Genomic DNA, 21,619 nt, shown 5'->3' with positions numbered 1-21,619 from the left:
GTTACATTTTCCGCGCAGGTTCGCTTGACCAGTGAGCTGTTACGCTTTCTTTAAATGATGGCTGCTTCTAAGCCAACATCCTGGTTGTCAAAGCAAACCCACATCGTTTCCCACTTAGCCAGAACTTGGGGGCCTTAGATGATGGTTAGGGTTGTTTCCCTTTTCACGACGGACGTTAGCACCCGCCGTGTGTCTCCCAGATATCTCTCTCGGGTATTCGGAGTTTGATTAGAATTGGTAGAGATCGCTCCCCCCGCATCCATTCAGTGCTCTACCCCCCGAGGAGTCCGTCTGAGGCACTACCTAAATAGTTTTCGCGGAGAACCAGCTATGTCCAGGTTTGATTGGCCTTTCACCCCTATCCACAAGTCATCCGAGAATTTTTCAACATTCACCGGTTCGGTCCTCCAGTAAGTGTTACCTTACCTTCAACCTGCTCATGGATAGATCACCTGGTTTCGGGTCGTCATGCGACGTACTTATTCGCCCTATTCAGACTCGCTTTCGCTGCGCCTACACCTAACGGCTTAAGCTTGCACGGCACATGAAGTCGCTGACCCATTATACAAAAGGTACGCCGTCACCACGCGCGGTGGCTCCGACTGCTTGTAGGCTTCCGATTTCAGGATCTGTTTCACTCCCCTTGTCGGGGTGCTTTTCACCTTTCCCTCACGGTACTTGTTCGCTATCGGTCATTGAGGAGTACTTAGGCTTGGAGGGTGGTCCCCCCATGTTCAGACAGGATTTCACGTGTCCCGCCCTACTCGAGTCTGTCGCTATTTGACGCTTACGGGGCTATCACCCACTATGGCCGACCTTTCCAAGTCGTTCAGCTTTATGTCACGACAGCACTGGCCTGGTCCCGGTTCGCTCGCCACTACTACGGGAGTCTCGGTTGATGTCCTTTCCTCCGGGTACTGAGATGTTTCAGTTCCCCGGGTTTGCTTAATGGAGCCTATGTATTCAGCCCATTATACCTGTCACAACCACACCACTACCGCTCCAGCCGAAGCTGAAGCAAAGTGGAATGGTCATTAAGGTGGGTTTCCCCATTCGGAGATAGCCGGATCAAAGGGTGCTCGCGCCTCCCCGGCTCTTATCGCAGCGTGCCACGTCCTTCATCGCCTCTCAATGCCAAGGCATCCGTCAGAAGCCCTTATGCGCTTGATCGTTCTCAGCAAAACCCATGCGCTACAGCTCTAGGGAGCTGCGGCATGCGCTTTACAGTCAGACATTTGATGTCTTCTTCAAAGTCCGCCCTAAAACCTCAAGCATCCCAAGGGTGAGATGCTGTCGGCGGGTGAACCCTACCTTCACGATGTCATTATCACAGATCGCGCATGCCTCATGGAGGCAACAGTCGCGACTGCAAACTTGATCAATCCTCGATCGCGTTACCACCCTCTCCGGATGAGAAGATGGTGGAGCCAGACGGATTCGAACCGACGACATCCTGCTTGCAAAGCAGGCGCTCTACCAACTGAGCTATGGCCCCTCACACTCGGTGTGAGTTGCTTAAGCCCAGGAGAGCTGGGTCGGTGATCCTGGTGCTGTTGGAGAGAGTGGTAGGCCCGATAAGACTTGAACTTATGACCTCACGCTTATCAAGCGTGCGCTCTAACCAACTGAGCTACGGGCCCATAGGCCACACAGATCAGCCTGACCAAAGAGGTCAGAACCGCTCCTGGGCTCGCGATCGCCTCGACGGCCTTGAGCGGCTGACGAGGAGTGGAAAGAGAAACGAAGACGGCGGCGATCCGCTCACTGTATATAATCGGTGTTCCAATAGCCGAAGCTGGAGGAACATCCTTAGAAAGGAGGTGATCCAGCCGCAGGTTCCCCTACGGCTACCTTGTTACGACTTCACCCCAGTCGCTGACCCTACCGTGGTCGCCTGCCTCTCTTGCGAGTTAGCGCAGCGCCTTCGGGTAAAGCCAACTCCCATGGTGTGACGGGCGGTGTGTACAAGGCCCGGGAACGTATTCACCGCGGCATGCTGATCCGCGATTACTAGCGATTCCAACTTCATGCACTCGAGTTGCAGAGTGCAATCCGAACTGAGACGACTTTTAGGGATTGGCTCCCCCTCGCGGGATTGCAGCCCTCTGTAGTCGCCATTGTAGCACGTGTGTAGCCCACCTTGTAAGGGCCATGAGGACTTGACGTCATCCCCACCTTCCTCCGAATTAACTTCGGCAGTACTATTAGAGTGCCCAGCCAAACCTGATGGCAACTAATAGCGAGGGTTGCGCTCGTTGCGGGACTTAACCCAACATCTCACGACACGAGCTGACGACAGCCATGCAGCACCTGTGTCCCAGTCCCCGAAGGGAAAGCCGCATCTCTGCGGCGGTCCGGGCATGTCAAAAGGTGGTAAGGTTCTGCGCGTTGCTTCGAATTAAACCACATGCTCCACCGCTTGTGCGGGCCCCCGTCAATTCCTTTGAGTTTTAATCTTGCGACCGTACTCCCCAGGCGGAGTGCTTAATGCGTTAGCTGCGTCACCGACAGGCATGCCTGCCGACAACTAGCACTCATCGTTTACAGCGTGGACTACCAGGGTATCTAATCCTGTTTGCTCCCCACGCTTTCGAGCCTCAGCGTCAGTAACGGACCAGTATGTCGCCTTCGCCACTGGTGTTCTTCCGAATATCTACGAATTTCACCTCTACACTCGGAGTTCCACATACCTCTTCCGTACTCAAGATAGCCAGTATCAAAGGCAATTCCAAGGTTGAGCCCTGGGCTTTCACCTCTGACTAAACTATCCGCCTACGCTCCCTTTACGCCCAGTAATTCCGAGCAACGCTAGCCCCCTTCGTATTACCGCGGCTGCTGGCACGAAGTTAGCCGGGGCTTCTTCTCCGGGTACCGTCATTATCGTCCCCGGTGAAAGAATTTTACAATCCTAAGACCTTCATCATTCACGCGGCATGGCTGCGTCAGGCTTTCGCCCATTGCGCAAGATTCCCCACTGCTGCCTCCCGTAGGAGTTTGGGCCGTGTCTCAGTCCCAATGTGGCTGATCATCCTCTCAGACCAGCTAAGGATCGTAGCCTTGGTGGGCCTTTACCCCACCAACTAGCTAATCCTACGCGGGCCGCTCCAATGGCGATAAATCTTTCCCCCGAAGGGCACATCCGGTATTAGCTCAAGTTTCCCTGAGTTGTTCCGAACCAAAGGGCACGTTCCCACGTGTTACTCACCCGTCCGCCACTAATCCCGAAGGATCCGTTCGACTTGCATGTGTTAGGCCTGCCGCCAGCGTTCGCTCTGAGCCAGGATCAAACTCTCAGGTTGAGTTGACCGCTAACACAGACTTCAGACCATGGGGGAAAACCCACGATCCGGTTCTGGTTTGCATAGTTTCTTGACGAGTTCCCAATCACATCGATAGATCGAAAGCCGAAGCTTCCGGTCCATGATATTCATGGTGTCTTCAAGAGACCGCAATTGTCAGCGCATCGAGATGACCCGTGAGGTCATCGCCAGAGCGCCGCCGCCTGCGTTTCTCTTTCCAAATCAACAATGTCAAAGACCCGAACCCCTCTCCCGAGGAGCCCATCGTTTAGCGCCCGATGTCGGCGGAGGCGGCTATCTATCCAACCTCGAATTCCGTGTCAAACCGTTTTTTTCAAAACCGTCCGAACCAATCCACCAGAAACAACCAAAGCCATTCCCAGTAAACCGTGGCAGCTCTCTAAAGAAAACCACCAATCCAGTCAAGCAAAGATTTCCAAGAAACCTCAGATGACTNCCAATCCACCAGAAACAACCAAAGCCATTCCCAGTAAACCGTGGCAGCTCTCTAAAGAAAACCACCAATCCAGTCAAGCAAAGATTTCCAAGAAACCTCAGATGACTGGAGAAGAAACTTCCGAAGTTCTTGCGAACTTGCTTCCGTTACTTCCGGGAGGGCGGTTTCTATTGAAGCCACCCGTCCCTGTCAACCGGCTTTTTCACTTTCGTCGATGAGCTGGCCGAAGCCGCTTCGAAGGACAAAAGCGCGGCGACGAAGCCCTTGAAGACGGGGTCTTCGCAAATTCGTCACCGAGTCGATTGAAGCTGCGGAACCTAACGATCCGCCTGTCCGAATGCAAGGCCCGAAGGCCTGAATTCGTCCGGCGGGCCTTGGCCCCGAAGCGAGGGCGGTGTGTAGCCACCGCCCCGGGGAGTCGCAACCGCAAAAGCGACGCGATCAACCGCACGCCTCGCTTTGGCTGTGTGTGGATCTGTGAATGGTTTTGGACGGCGTCCGGCAACGCCGCGCAATCTGTCGCGGCGACGGTGCTTGCGCCATCCCCTCCCCTGGCTTCATAGACCTCTGCAAGAGGAGGCCCCGCGTCCATGTTGTCCCAGAAAGCGCGCTACGCCCTGCGCGCCATGATCGAACTGGCCCGAGAGAACGGACAGGTCACCGCCGGCGAGCTGGCGGTCCGCGCCGACGCGCCGCGCAAATTCCTGGAGGCCATACTTCTTACACTGTCACGCCAGGGCCTGGTCACCAGCCGGCGCGGCAAGTTCGGGGGCTATCTGCTGGGACGCGATCCCGCCGCGATCAGCTTCGCCGAGATCATCCGCCTGGTCGACGGGCCGTTGGCCCTGACCCCTTGCGTCAGCCGCACGGCCTTTCGCCGCTGCGAGGACTGCCGCGACCTGGCGACCTGCGCCCTGCGCGAGGCCCTGCTGCGGGCTCGCGACGCCACGGCGACGGTTCTGGAGGGCTACAGCCTGGCCAACGCCGTGGCCGGCTCGGGCGCCGAACTGCTGGGCGAACCGGCCGCCTGATCCGCACGCTATAGAGAGGCGCCATATATAGAGTGGGCGGGCGACCGCCAGGGCCGCCCGAAACGCCGCCTCAGCCGGCCGCGATATAGGCCTTCAGTCCTTCGGCCTCGGCCTGGGCTTCACTGATCTTGTACTTCACCAGGTCGCCGATCGAGATGATGCCGGCCAGCCGCTTGCCCTTGCAGACGGGGAGGTGGCGGATCCGGCGGTCGGTCATCCGGGCGAGCAGGGCGTCGACCGTCTCTTCCGGCTGGGCGAAGACCACGTCGCGGGTCATGCAGGTGGAGATCGGCTTGGACAGGGCGGCCGCGCCGCCCTCGGCGATCACCCGTACGATGTCGCGTTCGGACAGGATACCGGCGATCGTCTCGTCCTCCTCGAGCACGACCATGGCCCCCACGCGCCGGGTGTGCAGAAGGGCCGCGGCCGCGCCGACCGTCTCGTGGGGCGAGGCGGTGAAGACCAGGTCGCCCTTGTCCTTCAGGATCTGAGAAACCAGCAACGCTTAATCCTCCCTGACACTTATTTCTAAGCAGGGTCTCGCAAAGCGACCTGCTTATCAATGGGCTGGATCGCCCAGAGCGCGAACGGGCCGCATTTATTCTCCGCGCGTCAAAGTGGCCCTCGCGCCGGAGAACTTAACCAAATCGCGAGACCTTCGGAGTTAAACCCAGCGCTGTCCGATATTGGCACGGGGGTTGCTAGCTGTCGGACGCGTCGGCGTTCACGAGGTTTCTGATGGCTGCGAACGAGAAGAATCTGCCGGGCGCCGGGCGCCCGCTGGCGATCGGCGCGGCCGTTCTGGCCCTGGCCGCCGCCGCGACCGGCCTGGTGCTGTCCAGCCCGGCCGGGGCCCAGAGCCTGGACACCAACTCCGCCGCGTTCAACGCCGGCTATGGCCGCGTGGCGGGTTCGGAGAACCACGTCGTCGAGTATTCGACCCGCGACGCCAACGGCAACCGGGTCATCGTCGACGGGGTCATGCTGACCGGCGCCGACCAGAGCGTCTATTCGTCCAGCCGGTCGTCGGGATCGCTGGACAGCTATTCGGGCGTCGGCGCCATGGGGGGCTGGGGGAGCTCCACGGCGATCGGCAACAATCTGACGGTCGTCACCCAGGGCAACAACAACACGGTGATCGTCAACTCCAACCAGATCAACAACGGCAATATCAGCGCCGGAACGAACGTCGGGAAATCGGGAAATGGCCAGTAAGCGCCTCAACCTTCTGCTGGCCGGCGCCTGCGCCGTGCTCAGCGCCTGCGGCGGCGTCCCCAAGCCGATGATGGATGGCAACTACGCCACTCCGATCGGCGGGGCGCCGGTGACCGCCAACCCCACGCCCTACACGGCGGGCCTGGTTTGCCTGGCGCAGTACGCCCGCGCCAACCACGTGGTGGCGCCACGCGTCGCCATCGGCCGCATCGCCGACTACACCGGCAAGGAGGAGTCCGACGGGTCGGGCCGCAAGGTCACCCAGGGCGCCTCGCTGCTGGCCATGACCGCCTTCGCCAAGGCCGGCATGCCGATGGTCGAGCGCTTCGACACCTCGGTGTCGGAGTACGAGCTGAAGTACGCCAACAACAAGCTGATCTCCGACAATCCCAAGCCGGGCGCCGACGTGCCGGCCGAGTACCGTCGCATCCTGGCGGGCCAGGTGCCGGGTTCGGACTTCTACGTGGCCGGCGGCATCACCGAGCTGAACTACAACATCCGCTCGGCGGGCGTGGACGCCTATGTGGGCGACAAGGACACCGACGGGCTGAAGGGCAATTTCCGCCGCCGGGTGTTCGTGATGAACATCGCCCTGGACCTGCGGCTGATCAACACCCGCACGCTGGAGGTGGTCGACGTGATCTCCTACCAGAAGCAGGTGGTCGGCCGCGAGATCAGCGCCGGGGTCTTCGACTTCCTGAACGGCAACATCTTCGACATCTCGGCGGGCCGCGGCGCGCTGGAGCCGATGCAACTGGCGGTGCGCTCGCTGATCGAGCGGGCCACCATCGAGATGAGCGCCAACCTCTACGGCATGCCGGGTCCGCAAAGCTGCATGCAGTTCGACCCCTACGCCGCCAACACCGTCGGCGCGACCGGGGCCTTCGTGCCCGCCTACAACAACCTGGGAACCAACAATGCGCAGACCCGCGAAGACCCGTCTCGCTGGAACGATCGCAGCGATCCCGATGTGGGCGATGCTGGCCGTCGGGGCCGCTACTAGCCAGACCGTTCCCGTCCAGGGCTCGAACGACCAGTTGAACCTGGGCGCCCTGTTCGCCGACCAGACGCTGGACGTCGTCACCGCCGACGAGGGCGTCACCGCCACCACCACCGCCGGGGCCAACACCTTCGGCGCGACGGTGGTCGGCGCGGACGCCGCCCTGACCTCCAACCAGGTCAACCAAGGCGCGGTCACGGCCCACGGCGTGGTCAACGCCTCAGGCTCCATGGGCGCGTCCAGCAACATCGCCACCACGGCGGTCGGCAACAGCGGCACGGCCACGGCGGCCTATGGCACGCTGAGCGGCTTCATGGTCCAGACCAACACCGGCGCGGTCACCGCCCGCAGCCAGATCGAGGGCGAGACCGCCCAGGCCGGCGACGTCATCGAGACCAGCCAGGCGGCCGGCAACAGCCAGGGCCTGCTGATGGTCAACGGGTCGATGGGCGCGCGGGTCAGCCAGAACAACCAGGCCGACGTCGCCGCCGACGGCGGGGCGATCCTGCACTACGTGGCCGGGACCGCGGTCGTGGCCGGCACCGCCGCGGGCAACAACATCGACCTGACCGGCGCCGACCAGTCGGCCGCCCGGGTGATCACCGACCAGAACAACGGCGCGGCCAATGTCACGGCCACCAAGTTCACGGCCTATGGCAACAGCAACCTGACGACGACGGCCGCGACCGCCTCGGGCAACAACCTGAACGCCGCCAACGAAGGCACGCTGCTGGACGTGGCCAGCCACCAGTACAACACCGCCTATGTGCGGGCCCAGGCCGAGGCGACCTCCTACGAGTTCGGGGGCGCCCAGGCCACGGCCTACGGCGTCGGCAACTCGGCCATGGCCAGCAACGCCAACGGCCCGGGCCTGGTGCTCGACAATGTCCAGGTCAACGACGGCGGCGGGGTCGAGGTGATCGCCAGCTTCGAGGGCAATACCGGCTATGACGCCGGGGCCAGCGCCACGGCGATCGGCAACGCGGTCAGCGGCTACGCCTGCAACCTGTGCAGCGGCACGATGAGCGCCACCAACAGCCAGTCCAACAATGTCGACGTCAGCGCCCGCTCGACCGTGACGGTCCGCAATTCCGGCCGCGCCGTCGTGGGCGTCTCGACCGCCACCGGCAACAACGCCACGTTCTCGGTGACCAACTAGGGCCTCACGGCTCACGCCCCTGCCCCCTACGGACCGCTTCGCGGTCGTCTTCCCCCAGAGGGGGAAGAGCGCTCCGGTGCGAAGGCTCCGCCCCCTCGCCGCGACAGACCGCGAAGCGGTCAGGTGGGGGCAAGTGGTCGCCGCCTCACGCGGTCTCTCGCTGAGCTGATGGAAAGGGACGCGGAGCGCCGGACATCGTCCGGAGTTTGAAAATGAATACCGTTTCGACGAAGCCCGATCGCTCCGCGCGGTCGTTNATGGAAAGGGACGCGGAGCGCCGGACATCGTCCGGAGTTTGAAAATGAATACCGTTTCGACGAAGCCCGATCGCTCCGCGCGGTCGTTATCCGGAAGCGCAGCGGCGCTGAACCCTGTTAGGGCCTCGCCGCCTTGAAGCCTCCGACGGGCGGGCCAGGTCAACGAACCCCGGTCCCGGACCGCGAGCGCGTCACCGCCCGCCTGTTGCTCCGCCAGCCCTCGCGCCACGTCGTTTTTGTGTTCCAGGCCCGACCGGCTCCAGAGACGCGAGGTTTGGTCCCAAAAGGACCGCCGACAAAGCTTCCCGCTCGATCGCCCCCCGCCGCCGCATCGGTCGCTGGCCATGCGCCCTTTCCATGCGACGAGGTGAGGTCAGGATAAGGGCGGTCTGGAGGGGTGAGGATAAGTTAGGTCGAGAAAGTTCAGGGCGTTGAAATCGCTCGTGTCTGTCGCCGATAGGCCAAGGATAAGCGCACGACCGGGGACGCGCCCTTGCGGCGTGTCCCCAACCGCCTGCCCCCCCTGCTAGACCCGGGGACACGCCGCAAGGGCGTGTCCCCGATGGATCCCCCGTCCGCCGACCGGTCTCCACCGGCGCTCAGCGGCGGACGCGGTAGCGGATGTGCGTGGCCTCGGGCGTGTCGATCACCCGAACGATCTCCAACTCGACGCGCGACGGCAAGACGTCGAACAGTCGGCGGCCAGATCCGAACAGGACTGGAACCTGGTGGATTTGCAGTTCGTCGAGCACGCCGGCTTCCAGCGCCCGTTGCGCCGTATACGCGCCAAGCATCAACACGTCCCGGTTCCCGGCGGCGGCCTTCGCCTGCGCCATGGCGCTCACGATCCCGTCGCTCACATATTTGACCAACGGATAGTTGGCGACGGATGGCCCGGGCGGCCGGTGACTGGGTACGAAGATCGGGACACCTCGATTGTCACCGCCCCAGTGATCGACCTGCTCCACGGTTCGCCGACCCGCCAGGATCGCACCGGGCGCGTTCCATTCGTCCCAAAGCTGTCCGACCGGTCCGGCGGGGCGGGAAAAATCCCCGTACCACGCGTGCAACCGCATGAAGTCGTCGCCGCCGGGATTGCCCACTTCATCGTTGGGCCCCGCGATATACCCGTCCAGCGACATGGACATGAAGAGCACTGATGCAGGCACTTTTATCTCCCTTGCTCGGCGGCTGGTCTTTGATGTTCCCCAGGACGCTCGAGCGACGCTGACGCCGACATCCCGAATACGGATTTTGGACACCGCCCTGTCTCAGAAGGGCCGAACCCTGCTTGAGCCGACGGGTTTGGTCCGGCCGTCCAAGGCGTTTAAACGGCGGCAGAAAGCTTGTGTCGGCTCGGGAAGCCCCCTCCGCAAGGCGCCCCGATGTTCCGACCGGCGCCGGGGAGGTGTTCCTGGCGCCGATGCGGGGACCGCGGTTCCCGCCAGACCCATCAGCTGGCTCCACGACCGGCGGCGACGGTGGAACGGCGCCTCATCTGAGGTCATATGGCGAGATGACCCACGATGCGCCTTCGATCTTTGAGGCCGACCTACCGGCGCCCGAGCACTTCGATAGCTTCCACCCCTTCATCAAAGGCGTGTTCAGTCAGTGGCATCCGACGTCGTTCCAGATCGACGGACTGACCGTCGTCACTGCTGAGCAATGGATGATGTTTTCGAAGGCGCGACTATTCGGCGACGACGGCGCCGCGAACGCGATCTTGGCGACGGATAATCCGGACGAGCAGAAGCGCTTTGGCCAGAACGTCCAAGGTTTCCATCAGGATATTTGGGATCGCTGGAAAGTCAGCTTCGTCTATCAGGGCAACCTCGCAAAATTCAGCCAGAACGCGGGCGCGGCCCGCCAACTCAAGTCGACAGGCGCCGCCATGCTCGTTGAGGCAAATCCGCGAGACTGGATCTGGGGCGTAGGCTTGGCGATCGACGATCCTTCCGTACATTCACCGGCCGAATGGAAGGGCGGCAATCTGCTGGGACGCATCCTGACGAAGGTGCGATCCGCGCTCGGCTAGCAGGCTGGTCCAAGTCCGCTTAGGCTCTCAGGCGGCGGCCATCCAGCAACTCACGAACGCCTCCGCGACGGACCACGCCAGGCCGCCTCTCTATCGCGAGCCCGACATCGAAGCGTGACCGTTCCGCCCCACCGACGCCTTGCTTGCGCCACGCGGTTTGGCCAAGGTGCGCGACCTTCAACGCTCTACTTCAAGGTCGCACATGATCCGCGTTTCGCGCCTGGCGCTCGTTCTCTCGGCCGGGCTCAGCCTCTCCGCCTGCGCGACCCTGTCCCACCCGAAGTCCGGCGGAAACGACCAGGCCGCCGCGCCGTCGACCAAGGCTCCCGCCACGCCGGCAAGAACGTCGGGCGTGCCGACCATCGACCTGGTCAAGCCTGGCCAGTGGCCGCAGGCGGTGTCGGACGTCGCGCCCGATCCGCGGGTGCGGTTCGGCGTGCTGCCCAACGGCCTGCGCTACGCGATCCAGAAGAACGCCACCCCGCCCGGCCAGGCCGCCCTGCGCCTGTGGTTCGACGCCGGCTCGCTGGACGAGACCGACGAGCAGCAGGGCCTGGCCCACTTCCTCGAGCACATGGCGTTCAACGGGTCGAAGAACGTGCCCGAAGGCGACATGATCAAGATTCTCGAGCGCCACGGCCTGTCGTTCGGCGCCGACACCAACGCCTCGACCAATTTCAGCGAGACCACCTACCAGCTGGACCTGCCCAAGACCGACGACGACACGGTCGACACCTCGCTGATGCTGCTGCGCGAAGCGGCCGGCGAGCTGACCATCGCCCCCGACGCGGTCGACCGCGAGCGCGGCGTGGTGCTGTCTGAGGAGCGCACCCGCGACAGCCCCGGCTATCGGGTGTTCGTCAACACCTTCGGCTTCCAGCTGCAGGGCCAGCGGCCGCCGCAGCGCCTGCCGATCGGCAAGACCGAGATCCTCAGGACCGCCCCGGCCCAGCGCATCCGCGACTTCTACCAGGCCTGGTATCGGCCCGAGAACGCCGTGGTCGTGGCCGTGGGCGACTTCGACGTCGACGCCATGGAGGCCAAGATCAAGGCCAAGTTCGGCGACTGGAAGACCGTCGGCCCGGCCGGCGTCAGGCCCGACCTGGGTCCCGTGGCCAAGCGCGGCCTGACCGCCAAGGTGCTGGTCGAGCCCGGCGCCCAGACCTCGGTCCAGATGGCCTGGGTCCTGCCGCCCGACCTGGAGCTGGAGACCCGCGCCAAGGACCAGGAGGAGCTGGTCAAGGCGCTGGGCTTCGCGGTGTTGAACCGCCGACTGCAGGTGCTGACCCGCTCGGACGCCCCGCCGTTCATCGTCGCCGTGGCCATGCAGAACGACCAGGAGCACGCCGCGCAGATCACCACCCTGGCGGCCACCGCCCAGCCGGGCCACTGGAACGAGGCCCTGACGGCGCTCGAGCAGGAACAGCGCCGCATCGTCCAGTACGGCGTGCGCCAGGACGAACTGGATCGCGAGATCGCCGCCATGCGGGCCGGCTTCGTGGCCGCCGCGGCCGGCGAGGCCACCCAGCGCACCACGGCCCTGGCCGGCGCCATCGTCGGCACGCTGGACGACCGCGAGGTGGTCACCAGTCCGTCGCAGAACCTGGCGGTGTTCGACGAGGCCACGAAAGGCCTGACCGCCGACAAGGTCTCGGCCCTGCTCAAGACCCAGTTCGCCGGCTCCGGTCCGCTGATCGTCATCCCGACTCCGACGGCGATCGACGGTGCGGAAAAGGCCGTCACCGACGCCTACGCCGCCTCGGCCAAGGTTCCGGTCGCCGCCCCGGCCGCGCCGGGCGTCACCGCCTGGCCCTATGCGACCTTCGGGCCGAAGGGCGCGGTGGCCTCGCAGACGGAGGTCGCCGACCTGGACACCGTGTTCGTGCGCTTCGCCAACGGCGTGCGCCTGACGGTCAAGCCGACCAAGTTCCGCGACGACCAGATCCTGGTGAAGGCCCGGGTCGGCCACGGCCTGTTGGACCTGCCGCCGGCTAGCCAGAGCCCGCTGTGGGCCGGTTCGGCCTATATCGAGGGCGGGCTCAAGCAGATCAGCACCCAGGACATGGAGCGGGTGCTGAACGGCAAGGTGTGGAACGCCGGCCTGGGGGTCGAGGACGACGCCTTCAGCCTGTCGGGCCGCACCCGCCCCGAGGACCTGGACACCGAGCTGCAGGTGCTGGCGGCCTACGCCACGGAGGGCGGCTGGCGGCCCGAGGCCTTCAACCGCATCAAGACCTATTACGGCACGATCCACGACCAGCTGGAGAGCACGCCGGGCGGGGTGATGAGCCGCGACCTGGGCGGGCTGCTGCACGGCGGCGACGGCCGCTGGACCTTCCCCAGCCGCCAGCAGATCGCCGGCGCGTCGCTGGAGCAGTTGAAGAGCGCGGTGTCCGGCCCCCTCGCCGCCGACTCCATCGAGGTGGTGATCGTCGGCGACATCACGGTCGACAAGGCCGTGGCGGCGGTGGCCCAGACCTTCGGCGCCCTGCCGGCTAGGGCCGACGTCCCGGCCCCGGCCGGGGCCGAGAAGGCGCCCTTCCCCGCCCCCTCGCGGACCCCGGTCGTGCGCACTCACAAGGGCCGGGCCGACCAGGGCCAGCTGTTCATCGCCTGGAAGACCGATGACCTGTTCAGCGACCTGCAGCGAGCCCGCAACACCCAGGTCCTGGCCCAGGTGATGCAGCTTCGGCTGACCGACGAGCTGCGCGAGAAGCAGGGGGCGACCTATTCGCCCTCGGCCTCGGCCTCGGCCAGCGTGGCCTTCACCGGCTGGGGCTACCTGGCGGTCAGCGTCGAGACCCCGCCCGACAAGATCGACGGGGTGATCGCCACCATCCGCCAGATCGCCGCCGACCTGCGCGACAAGCCGGTCACCGCCGACGAGCTGGAACGGGCCAAGAAGCCGCGCATCGACCAGATCGAAAAGGCCCGCGAGACCAACGAGTACTGGCTGGGCGCGTTGTCCGGCGCCCAGACCGACCCGCGCCTGCTCACCGCCACCCGCTCGGTGCTGGCCGGCCTGCAGCGCGTGACGGTCGCCGACGTCCAGAACGCCGCCAAGGCCTTCCTGGGCGATGACAAGTCGTGGACGATGATCGTCAAGCCGGAGGGGAAGTAGGGCCTGACCGCGGCGCGTCAGTCGACGCTCGGGGACAGCACGATCGCCACCTCGCCGTCGGGCCGCGCCTTGCGGGCGAAGGGTTGCCCGCCGGTCTCGATCACCCGCGTCAGGTCACGCACCAGGACCTCGTCCGTGGGAATCTTGCTGTACAGCCGGACGGCGGTCGCTGCGCGCGCGTCCACCGCGACCAGCGCGTAGGTCCGCCCAGACACCGGCCGCGCCCCGCCGAACCCGGGGCCGAACGCCCCGGTCATGTTCTGCACCGGAACCAGGACGAGCACGGGCTTGTCCGGCGAGACAGGGATCGCACGGCGCAGAAGGCTCTGGCCGTTCTCACCGCCCAGCGTGTACGCCTCTCCGCCGACCTGGAACTGCGCCCGCGTGCAGCCGATCTCCTCTCTGGCGGACGCCAGGGCGGGTTCGGTGAGAACGCGGTCAAGCGCGAAGGCCCAGACCGTATAGCCCGTGGGATCCGCCTTGTAGTCGAGTTTGACCGGGCGGCTGGACTTATCGCCTTGGGTCTCGCACGGCCCGGCGGCGGCCGCTGTCGCGAACAGGCACGCCCCCGCGGCGATCGTCACGCCCAGCTTGATCATGATCCCGCCCCCACGCGGCCCGCGCGCGGTCCGCCTACGTCGAGGTCAGACTTCCATCTCGTTCCTCGACTGTCCAGCTTCCCTTCCCTTCCGAAGGGGTCAGCGACAGGCGGCCAGGCGGATCGGCGCGGGAGCCGCCGGCGTCGGCGGCGCGCAGGCCCCGTACGCCGCAAGCCCCCAGATCGCCAACACGGCCAGCCATTGGGCGAGGGTGACAGCGGCGGGCGGCGCGGGCTTCATGCTGGCGGTTATCTCCGGCTTGCTCGCGCCACGATAACGACTTATCAGCGGACATCTGTGAGGTTTCGTCACATGGCCGCCCGCTCGCTTCCGCCGCTCAACGCCCTGCGCGCTTTCGAGGCGTTCGGCCGGCGCGGGCGGATGACCCTGGCCGCCGACGAGCTGTGCGTCACCCACGGGGCGATCAGCCGCCAGATCCGGCAGCTGGAAGACCATCTCGGCGTCGCCCTGACCGAGGGGCCGCGCAACCGCCTGGCCCTGACCGAGACCGGCCTGACCCTCGCCCGCGCCCTGACCCAGGCGCTGGACCAGATCGAAGCCGCCCTGCCCCAGCCGGCCGGCGACGGGACGCTGGTGGTCTCGTGCCTGCCGACCTTCGCCATCAAGTGGCTGATCCCGCGCCTGCCCGGCTTCGTGGCCGCCCATCCCGAGATCCCGGTGCGGATCGTCGAGTCCAACGGACCGTTCGACTTCCGCGCCGACGGCGTCGACCTGGTCATCCGCATGCGCCTGCCGGGCGCCCCGCCCTCCCCCGACGCCGACGTCGCCCCCTTCCTCAAGCACGCCGTCGGCCCCGTGGCCTCGCCCGGCCTGGCCGCCCAGGTGCACGACCTGGAGAGCCTCGCCGGCCTGCCCCGGCTGCACACCCGCACCTTCCTGGAAAGCTGGGCCGAGTGGGAGGCCGCGGCCGGCCTGGTCCTGCCGCCGGCGGCGGTGAACCGCGAGTTCGACCACTATTTCTACATGCTGGAGGCCGCCGCCGCCGGCCTGGGCGTGGCCCTCAGCCCCTTCGCCTTCGTGGAAAACGACCTGGCCGCCGGTCGCCTCGTCGCGCCGCTGGGCCTGGTCCCAGGCCAGGCCGAGGTCTGCGCCCTGACGCCCCGGGGCCGGGCCAGCCGGGCGGCCCGGCGGTTCCGCGACTGGCTGGTCGCCCAGGGCGCGGCGACCCCGGCCCCGCCCGGTTCTCAACAGATGGTCGAGCCCGGCGCCGCAAAACCCCTTACACTTTCGCGTCCAGCCCTCTAGTTTCCGCCGATCCCCCGCGCCCCGCGCGCCCCACCGATATCAGGAGCCGTCATGGACGCCGCCACCATCGCCAAGCTCGAAGGCCATCTGAAGCGCACCTTCGGCAACCCGCACATCGCCCTCAAGGCCCGCCCCAAGCAGAAGGACTCCGCCGAGGTCGAGGTGAAGGGCGAGTTCATCGGCGTCGTCTTCCAGGACGAGGACGAGGACGGCTCGTTCATGTTCGAGATGGCGATCCTGGCCGAAGACCTGGAAGGCTAGGACAGCCTCCCTGCCGCTTGCATCCCTGCCGCTTGGCAAAAATGACCACTTTGACTATCTTTCGGTCGAAGTGGTCATGGGAGGGCGTCATGCCCGACGGAACCTGGAGCCTGGCCGATGCGAAGGCCAAGCTGAGCGAAGTGGTCGAGCGGGCCAAGACCCAGGGCCCGCAGCACCTGACCAAGAACGGCAAGGACGCCGCCGTCGTGCTGTCCGCCGAGGAATACCGTCGCCTGGTCGAAGCCGGCGACGGCGTCCCCAAGCGGCCGCCGGCCTGGCTTGATCCCCGCTTCCGGCTTCTGACCGACGACGAGCATGCCGAACTGTTCACCCGCGACCCGGATCAGGGGCGGGTGATCGAGTTCTGATGTTCCTGCTCGACACCAACGTCCTGTCGGACTCCACCAAGCTCGTCCCGCACCCAGCCGTCACCCGATGGCTGGAAGCCCAGCCCCTCTCGACGCTGTTCGTGAGCGTGATGAGCCTCGCCGAGGCCAGCTACGGTATCGAAAGGCGCCCGGACGGTCGAAAGGCCGATGGCCTGCGCCAGTGGCTCGGCGCCGTGATCGTCGATTTTGACGGCCGGCTGCTGCCGGTCGACGCCGAGGTCGCCATGGCCCAGGCGCGCATTCGGCGAGCGGCCGAGAACGCCCGGCGCACGATGCCCGCGGTCGACGCCTTCATCGCGGCGACGGCCGAGGTCCATGGCCTGACCTTGGTGACGCGCAACGTCCGCGATTTCGAGACCTGGGGCGGGACGGTGTTCAACCCCTGGGACAAAGCGCTCTAGGCCGCACCCACCACCAACGACCGCCGCACCATCAGCGACGCCCCCGCCGCCAGCAGGCCGGCCAGGCCGGCGATGACGAACGCCTGCAGGTACTGACCCTGCTGGGCGCGGATCACGCCCGCGCCGATCGCCGCCGTCGCCGCGCCCAGCTGGTGGCCCGCTCCGATCCAGCCGAACACGATGGGCCCGTCACGGTCGCCGAACGCCTCGGTCGCCAGGCGCACGGTCGGCGGCACGGTGGCGATCCAGTCCAGCCCGTAGAACACCGCGAACACCGATAGGCTCATGATCGAGAAATCCGAGAACGGCAGGTAGATCAGCGAGAGCCCGCGCAGGGCGTAGTACATGAACAGCAGCTTGCGCGGGTCGTAGCGGTCGGTCAGCCAGCCCGACGCCGTGGTGCCGAACAGGTCGAACAGGCCCATCAACGCCAGCAGGCCGGCGGCCTTGACCTCGGGCAGGCCGCGGTCGCCGCAGAAGGCGATCATGTGCACGCCGATCAGGCCGTTGGTGGTCAGGCCGCAGATGAAGAAGCCGCCGAACAGCAGCCAGAAGGTGCGGGTCTTGCTGGCCCGGTGCAGGGCGCCGAACGCCGCGGCCAGGGCGTTGGAGGCCGAGCCCTTGGGCGGCGGGGTCCAGTCCTCGGGCGCGCCGAACGGGCGCTGGCCGATGGCGTCGGGGCTCTCGGGGATCAGTAGCCAGCAGATCGGGGCCATGATCGCGGCGACGGCGGCCACGGTCAGCACCACCGGCCGCCAGCCGCCGTGATCGGCGATCCAGGCCATGGCCGGCAGGAAGACCAGCGAGCCGGTCGCCGTCGCCGCCGTCAGCAGGCCCAGCATCAGGCCTCGCCGCTGGACGAACCAGCGATTGACGATGGTCGCGCCCAGCACCATGGCCACCGCCCCGCTGCCGACGCCGGCCATCACGCCCCAGGTGGCCACGTACTGCCAGCTCTGGGTCATGAAGGCCGACAGCCCCGTCGACACCGCCATCAGCAGCAGGGCCAGGCTGATCGTGCGGCGCACGCCGAACGATTGCATCAGCGCCGCCGCGAACGGCCCGGTCAGGCCGTAGAGGAAGATGCCGATCCCGGCGGCCAGCGAGATCGTGCCCCGGTCCCAGTGGAAGGCCTTTTCCAGCGGAAGGATCAGGACGCCCGGCGCCGCCCTGAGGCCTGCGGCAGATAAAAGAGCAAGAAACGTGGCCGCCGCGACGACGAAGGCGTAGCGGTTTCCGAGGGTGCGGCGAAGCGTGAGGATCATGCGATGTAACCGATCGGTACGGGGCTTGTCGCCCTGCATACGTACCGGTAAGTAACATCGTCAAGCGCCATGACGAAGTTCGACGAAAAAACCCCCGAGCACCACCTGCCCTACGGCCCCGGACCGCGCGCGGCCGAGCGGATCTTCGAGACCGCGCGCGACCTGTTCTATCGCGAAGGCATCCGGGCGGTCGGGGTGGACGAGATCGTCACCAAGGCGGGCGTGACCAAGCCCAGCCTCTATCGCAGCTTCAAGTCCAAGGACGACCTGGTGGCCGCCGTGCTGCGCGAGGTCGAGGCCGGGTTCTGGGAGCGGTTCGAGTCGGCCGAGACGGCGTTCCCCGACGATCCCAAGGCCCAGATGGTCGCCTATTTCGAAGGCCTGGCGGCGCGGTCCGGCGGGGCGGACTATCGCGGCTGTGCGCTCAGCAACGCCGTGGTCGAATACCCCGACCGCGACCATGCCGGCCGCGCCGTGGCCCAGGGCCACAAGCAGGACCTGCGCGCGCGGCTGCGAGCCAAGGCGGCGCAGATGGGCGCGTCCGACCCCGGCGCCCTGGGCGACGCGATGATGCTGCTGGTCGAAGGGGTGTTCACCTCCAGCCAGATGTTCGACGACGACGACAAGCCGGCCCTGGCCGTGGTCGGGGCGGTGAAGGCGCTGATCGAGGTCTATTGCCGATGAGTTGTGGGGAGGGCGAGCATGAGCATAGATCGCAAGGTTGTTCGCCAGCGCATCGAGCGCATTCGGCAGGTGCTATTCGCCGATTGGGATCCGCTGCAGGTCGGCAGCAATCCTAACCTATCGGACGAGTACGATTCCTATCTCCCCAAGGTTATGGCGGCTATCGACACCGGCGGCGCCGAGGGGACCGTCGATACGCTCGTCCAGATCGAGGATGATCTGGGTGTGGATCCCGTTGATGATCGCACGGCGCTGCTGTCGATAGCGCGACGGCTCTTGGAGTTGCGCTTCCCATGACCGACCACCCGCTCGACCGCGTGATCTGGAACGCCTTCACCACCCGCCAGGCGCATGTGGCCCGGGTCGACGGCGGCGCGTTTCGCGTCCATCCCGACTTCGGCATCTTCGCCGCGACGGCCGACCACGCGCCCGAAAGCCTGGCCGCCCTGGGCCGGCTGGTCCAGGCCCATCCCGGCGAGGTCGGGATCGTGGAGCGGTTCGACCTTCCGCCGGTCCCGGGGACGCAGGTCACCAAGCGCGCGGTGCTCAACCAGATGGTCGCCCAGACCCTGGCCCGGCCCAAGCCCGTGGACTTCGAGATCCAGCCCCTGGGCGACGCCGACTCGCCGCAGATGGTGGCCCTGGCCGCCCTGACCGCGCCGGGTCCGTTCTTCTCGCGCACCCACGAACTGGGCGATTTCGTCGGGGTGAAGGTCGACGGCCAACTCGTGGCCATGGCCGGCGAGCGCCTCCAGCCCGAAGGCTTCACCGAGGTCAGCGGCGTCTGCGCCCATCCCGACCATCGCGGCAAGGGCTATGCGGCGACGCTGATGCTGCACGTGGCCGGCAGAATCGTCGACCGCGGCGAAACGCCGTTCCTGCACAGCTTCGCCGACAACGCCGGTGCCATCGCGCTGTACGAGGCGCTGGGGTTCCGGTTTCGCTGCGAGCAGGTGCTGACGATGCTGGCGCCCCAATAGGCCGCTCATCCCGGCGAATGCCGGGACCCAGATGGAATGGCGGTGTGGCTGACGCCATGAGCGCTGCGCCTTTTCCAATCCACCACACCGCTTTGGGATCTGGGTCCCGGCATTCGCCGGGATGAGCGGTTCAGATTGTTGCTGGCCGAACAAAAAAGACCCGGAAAGCTCGCGCCCTCCGGGTCCCTTGTCCGATCAGATCAAGCCCGATCAGGCCTGGATCTTGTTCGCCGACCGTCGCGCCCAGCCGTACAGCACGGCCACCACGACCGCCGCGGCGATCAGGGCGAAGATCATGCCCACGTGCTCGGACGGCGCGAAGGGGACCTCCAGCGGGCCGGGCTTCTGGGTGGCGACGATCAGGCCGGCCAGGGCGACGTTGAACAGGCTCTCGCCGACGATGAAGCCGGACGCGATCAGCACGCCCAGGCGCTTGGCCGCCTCGCCCATCCGGTCCTTGTCGACCGTCTTGTCGTAGATCCAGCCGATCACGGCCCCGACCACGACCGGGGCGGTCACGGCGCTGGGCAGGTAGATGGCCAGGCCCACGCCCAGCGGCGGCAGGCTGAGGCGGCCGTTGCTGCTCTTGCGCAGGACGATGTCGACGATCACCAGGCCCAGGCCGATCAGGGCGCCGTAGCCCAGCAGGCTCCAGTTCAGGTCGCCGCCAATCACGCCCTTGGCCAGGGTCGAGATCAGGGTCGCCTGGGGCGCGTTCAGCGGCGTGGAGCCGGCCACGGTGCTGAGATTGGCCGCGCCGGCGAAGCCGTTGGACTGGTTCAGCAGCTCCAGCACGAACGGAATGACGACGGCGCCGGCGATGACGCCGATGATCAGGGCCACCTGCTGCTTCCACGGCGTGGCGTCGACCAGTTGGCCGGTCTTCAGGTCCTGCAGGTTGTCGTTGGCCACGACGGCCACGGCCAGGACCATGGTGGTGACATAGAGGGCGTAGGCGACCAGGGCCTTGGCGATGTCGGGGCCGATCACGCCGCGGCCGACCACGCCGACCATCAGCGAGGCGCCCAGCACGGTCAGGATGGCGATGCCCGACACCGGGCTGTTGGACGAGCCGATCAGACCGGCCATGTAGCCGCAGACCGCCGCGGCCAGCAGGCCGGCGATCAGCACGTAGCCGACGCCGATGGCGACCAGCGGCGCGGCCAGGCTGGTGATCGGGCCGCCGGTCAGGAAATGGGCCAGGAACCAGCCGGCCGGGGCCAGCAGCAGCAGCGACACCAGGCCGACGATGCCGATCGGGATGTCCTGCTCGGTGCGGGCGATCACCGCGCCGCCGACCTTGCGGGCCTTGCTGGCCTCGAAGGCCGACATCAGGCCCGACCAGATCGGCAGGGCCAGCTTGCCCAGGGTCCAGATGGCGGCGGCGCCGATGACGCCCGCGCCCATGAACCGCACCTCGGTGCGCCAGATGGTGAGGGCGTGTTCGGCCACCGTGGCGCCGGGCATCGGGTGCAGGCTGGTCATGACCGGCACCAGCACGCCCCAGGCGATGGCCAGGCCCGCGAACATGGCCACGCCGACCGTGATGCCCATCAGGTGGCCCGCCCCCATCAGGGCCAGCGAGCTGGAGGCGCCCAGGCCGGTCGCGCCGGCCCCGGCCTTGAAATAGCCCGCCACCTCGGCGGCGAAGATCTTGGCGGCGGCCAGGGCGGCGAACAGGGCCGAGGCGAGCGTGCCCAGCACCACGGCGATCAGGCCGGCCTGGCCCTCGGCGGCGCCGGCCCGCGAGCCGGTGCCGACCTTCAGCACCTCGGCGGCGGCCACGCCCTCGGGATAGGGCAGGTCGGAATTGGTCACCAGCGCGCGGCGCAGGGGGATGGTGTACATCACGCCCAGGATCCCGCCGACCAGGCAGGCGCCGAAGGTGGTCAGGAACGGCACGTGGCTCCACCAACCAATCATCAGCAGGCCCGGCAGCACGAAGATCACCGACGACAGCGTCCCCGCCGCCGAGGCGATGGTCTGGACGATGTTGTTTTCCTGGATCGTCGCGGTCTTGAACGCGCGCAGCAGGGCCATCGAGATCACGGCCGCGGGGATCGAGGTGGCGAAGGTCAGGCCCACCTTCAGGCCCAGATAGACCTGGGCGGCGGTGAAGACGAGGGTGATGAGGATGCCCAGGAGCACCCCTCGGATCGTGAACTCCGAACGGGGAGTCGCGGCGGCGTCGGACGACATG

Annotated in this window: 18 protein-coding genes, 2 tRNA genes, 2 rRNA genes and 1 pseudogene (1 of these 23 running past the window's edge); 14 read left to right on the top strand and 9 right to left on the bottom strand. The window is 66.2% G+C overall.

Translation table 11 applies throughout. The features are described 5' to 3' along the window. The 4 genes from ASD47_RS08115 to ASD47_RS08100 all read right to left on the bottom strand — a co-directional run. Positions 1-1,170 (bottom strand): 23S ribosomal RNA (locus ASD47_RS08115); it reaches 1,619 nt to the left of the window's first position. Between the two features lie 249 nt (positions 1,171-1,419). Next, positions 1,420-1,495, bottom strand: a tRNA-Ala gene (locus ASD47_RS08110). Positions 1,496-1,563: 68 nt separating this feature from the next. Further along, positions 1,564-1,640, bottom strand: a tRNA-Ile gene (locus ASD47_RS08105). Between the two features lie 173 nt (positions 1,641-1,813). Next, a 16S ribosomal RNA gene (locus ASD47_RS08100) occupies positions 1,814-3,299 on the bottom strand. The 16S and 23S rRNA genes sit together here with 2 tRNA genes alongside, the layout of an rRNA operon. 1,047 nt (positions 3,300-4,346) lie before the next feature. Here ASD47_RS08100 and ASD47_RS08090 point away from each other — a divergent pair. Then, on the top strand, positions 4,347-4,787 hold the full coding sequence (locus ASD47_RS08090; RefSeq protein WP_056754187.1) for an Rrf2 family transcriptional regulator: 441 nt from the start codon (positions 4,347-4,349) through the stop codon (positions 4,785-4,787). Between the two features lie 70 nt (positions 4,788-4,857). On the opposite strand, the gene ASD47_RS08085 is transcribed toward ASD47_RS08090, so the two are convergent. Continuing rightward, positions 4,858-5,289: a CBS domain-containing protein gene (locus ASD47_RS08085; RefSeq protein WP_056754185.1), complete on the bottom strand. Its 432-nt coding sequence runs from the start codon at positions 5,287-5,289 to the stop codon at positions 4,858-4,860. A 236-nt stretch (positions 5,290-5,525) separates the two neighbouring features. Here ASD47_RS08085 and hfaA point away from each other — a divergent pair, with 236 nt between their 5' ends. The 4 genes and pseudogenes from hfaA to ASD47_RS28165 all read left to right on the top strand — a co-directional run. Further along, positions 5,526-6,002, top strand: coding sequence for a holdfast anchoring protein HfaA (hfaA, locus tag ASD47_RS08080; protein ID WP_156402168.1), 477 nt, complete (start codon positions 5,526-5,528; stop codon positions 6,000-6,002). Then, positions 5,992-7,005 carry a holdfast anchoring protein HfaB gene (gene hfaB, locus ASD47_RS08075; protein WP_056754182.1) on the top strand — a complete coding sequence of 338 codons (1,014 nt, stop codon included), beginning with the start codon at positions 5,992-5,994 and terminating at the stop codon, positions 7,003-7,005. The genes hfaA and hfaB overlap by 11 nt, the downstream gene beginning before the upstream one ends. After that, on the top strand, positions 6,971-8,161 hold the full coding sequence (gene hfaD / locus ASD47_RS08070) for a holdfast anchor protein HfaD (protein ID WP_056754179.1): 1,191 nt from the start codon (positions 6,971-6,973) through the stop codon (positions 8,159-8,161). The genes hfaB and hfaD overlap by 35 nt, the downstream gene beginning before the upstream one ends. Positions 8,162-8,329: 168 nt before the next feature. Next, positions 8,330-8,417 (top strand): annotated as a pseudogene (locus ASD47_RS28165) (hypothetical protein); the annotation flags it as partial. Positions 8,418-9,017: 600 nt separating this feature from the next. On the opposite strand, the gene ASD47_RS08065 reads toward ASD47_RS28165, so the two are convergent. Next, complete coding sequence (locus ASD47_RS08065) at positions 9,018-9,566, bottom strand: dihydrofolate reductase family protein (protein WP_235525825.1); 549 nt, start codon at positions 9,564-9,566, stop codon at positions 9,018-9,020. 368 nt (positions 9,567-9,934) lie between these two features. On the opposite strand from ASD47_RS08065, the gene ASD47_RS08060 reads away from it, so the two are divergent. After that, a complete protein-coding gene (locus ASD47_RS08060) occupies positions 9,935-10,453 on the top strand; it encodes an NADAR family protein (protein WP_056754172.1) in 519 nt (172 codons plus the stop codon). A 202-nt stretch (positions 10,454-10,655) separates the two neighbouring features. Next, positions 10,656-13,574: a pitrilysin family protein gene (locus ASD47_RS08055; protein WP_056754165.1), complete on the top strand. Its 2,919-nt coding sequence runs from the start codon at positions 10,656-10,658 to the stop codon at positions 13,572-13,574. 17 nt (positions 13,575-13,591) lie between these two features. Here the strand turns inward: ASD47_RS08055 and ASD47_RS08050 are convergent, their stop codons facing one another. Then, on the bottom strand, positions 13,592-14,173 hold the full coding sequence (locus ASD47_RS08050; RefSeq protein ID WP_056754162.1) for a hypothetical protein: 582 nt from the start codon (positions 14,171-14,173) through the stop codon (positions 13,592-13,594). A gap of 312 nt (positions 14,174-14,485) precedes the next feature. Between ASD47_RS08050 and ASD47_RS08045 the strand changes: the two genes are divergently transcribed. From ASD47_RS08045 to ASD47_RS08030, 4 genes are all read left to right on the top strand, one after another. Next, entirely contained in the window at positions 14,486-15,439 is a 954-nt protein-coding gene (locus tag ASD47_RS08045) for a LysR substrate-binding domain-containing protein (protein WP_056754151.1), read from the top strand. Positions 15,440-15,490: 51 nt separating this feature from the next. Then, positions 15,491-15,700 (top strand): DUF3126 family protein, encoded by a 210-nt coding sequence (locus tag ASD47_RS08040; protein WP_028041048.1) that lies wholly within the window; start codon positions 15,491-15,493, stop codon positions 15,698-15,700. Between the two features lie 89 nt (positions 15,701-15,789). After that, positions 15,790-16,068, top strand: a complete 279-nt coding sequence (locus tag ASD47_RS08035) for a type II toxin-antitoxin system Phd/YefM family antitoxin (protein WP_056754148.1) — start codon at positions 15,790-15,792, stop codon at positions 16,066-16,068. After that, a complete protein-coding gene (locus ASD47_RS08030; protein ID WP_056754144.1) occupies positions 16,068-16,490 on the top strand; it encodes a type II toxin-antitoxin system VapC family toxin in 423 nt (140 codons plus the stop codon). Before ASD47_RS08035 ends, ASD47_RS08030 begins: the two co-directional genes overlap by 1 nt. On the opposite strand, the gene ASD47_RS08025 is transcribed toward ASD47_RS08030, so the two are convergent. Next, on the bottom strand, positions 16,487-17,755 hold the full coding sequence (locus ASD47_RS08025) for an MFS transporter (protein ID WP_056754141.1): 1,269 nt from the start codon (positions 17,753-17,755) through the stop codon (positions 16,487-16,489). The genes ASD47_RS08030 and ASD47_RS08025 overlap by 4 nt on opposite strands. 69 nt (positions 17,756-17,824) lie before the next feature. On the opposite strand from ASD47_RS08025, the gene ASD47_RS08020 reads away from it, so the two are divergent. Genes ASD47_RS08020 through ASD47_RS08010 form a run of 3 tightly spaced genes read left to right on the top strand, consistent with a single transcriptional unit; the run spans position 17,825 to position 19,419 of the window. Further along, a complete protein-coding gene (locus ASD47_RS08020) occupies positions 17,825-18,439 on the top strand; it encodes a TetR/AcrR family transcriptional regulator (RefSeq protein ID WP_056754138.1) in 615 nt (204 codons plus the stop codon). Positions 18,440-18,457: 18 nt separating this feature from the next. Then, a complete protein-coding gene (locus ASD47_RS08015; protein ID WP_056754137.1) occupies positions 18,458-18,736 on the top strand; it encodes a hypothetical protein in 279 nt (92 codons plus the stop codon). Next, the gene (locus ASD47_RS08010; protein ID WP_056754133.1) at positions 18,733-19,419 is read left to right on the top strand and encodes a GNAT family N-acetyltransferase; all 687 of its coding nucleotides are present in this window, start codon (positions 18,733-18,735) and stop codon (positions 19,417-19,419) included. Before ASD47_RS08015 ends, ASD47_RS08010 begins: the two co-directional genes overlap by 4 nt. A gap of 210 nt (positions 19,420-19,629) precedes the next feature. On the opposite strand, the gene ASD47_RS08005 is transcribed toward ASD47_RS08010, so the two are convergent. Then, positions 19,630-21,618, bottom strand: a complete 1,989-nt coding sequence (locus ASD47_RS08005) for an OPT family oligopeptide transporter (RefSeq protein WP_056754131.1) — start codon at positions 21,616-21,618, stop codon at positions 19,630-19,632. Position 21,619: the final 1 nt, after the last annotated feature.

The organism is Caulobacter sp. Root1472, assembly GCF_001426985.1.
GTDB lineage: Bacteria > Pseudomonadota > Alphaproteobacteria > Caulobacterales > Caulobacteraceae > Caulobacter > Caulobacter rhizosphaerae.
Note: the sequence above shows the minus strand (reverse complement) of the source record. Positions and strands in the feature narration are given on the sequence as shown.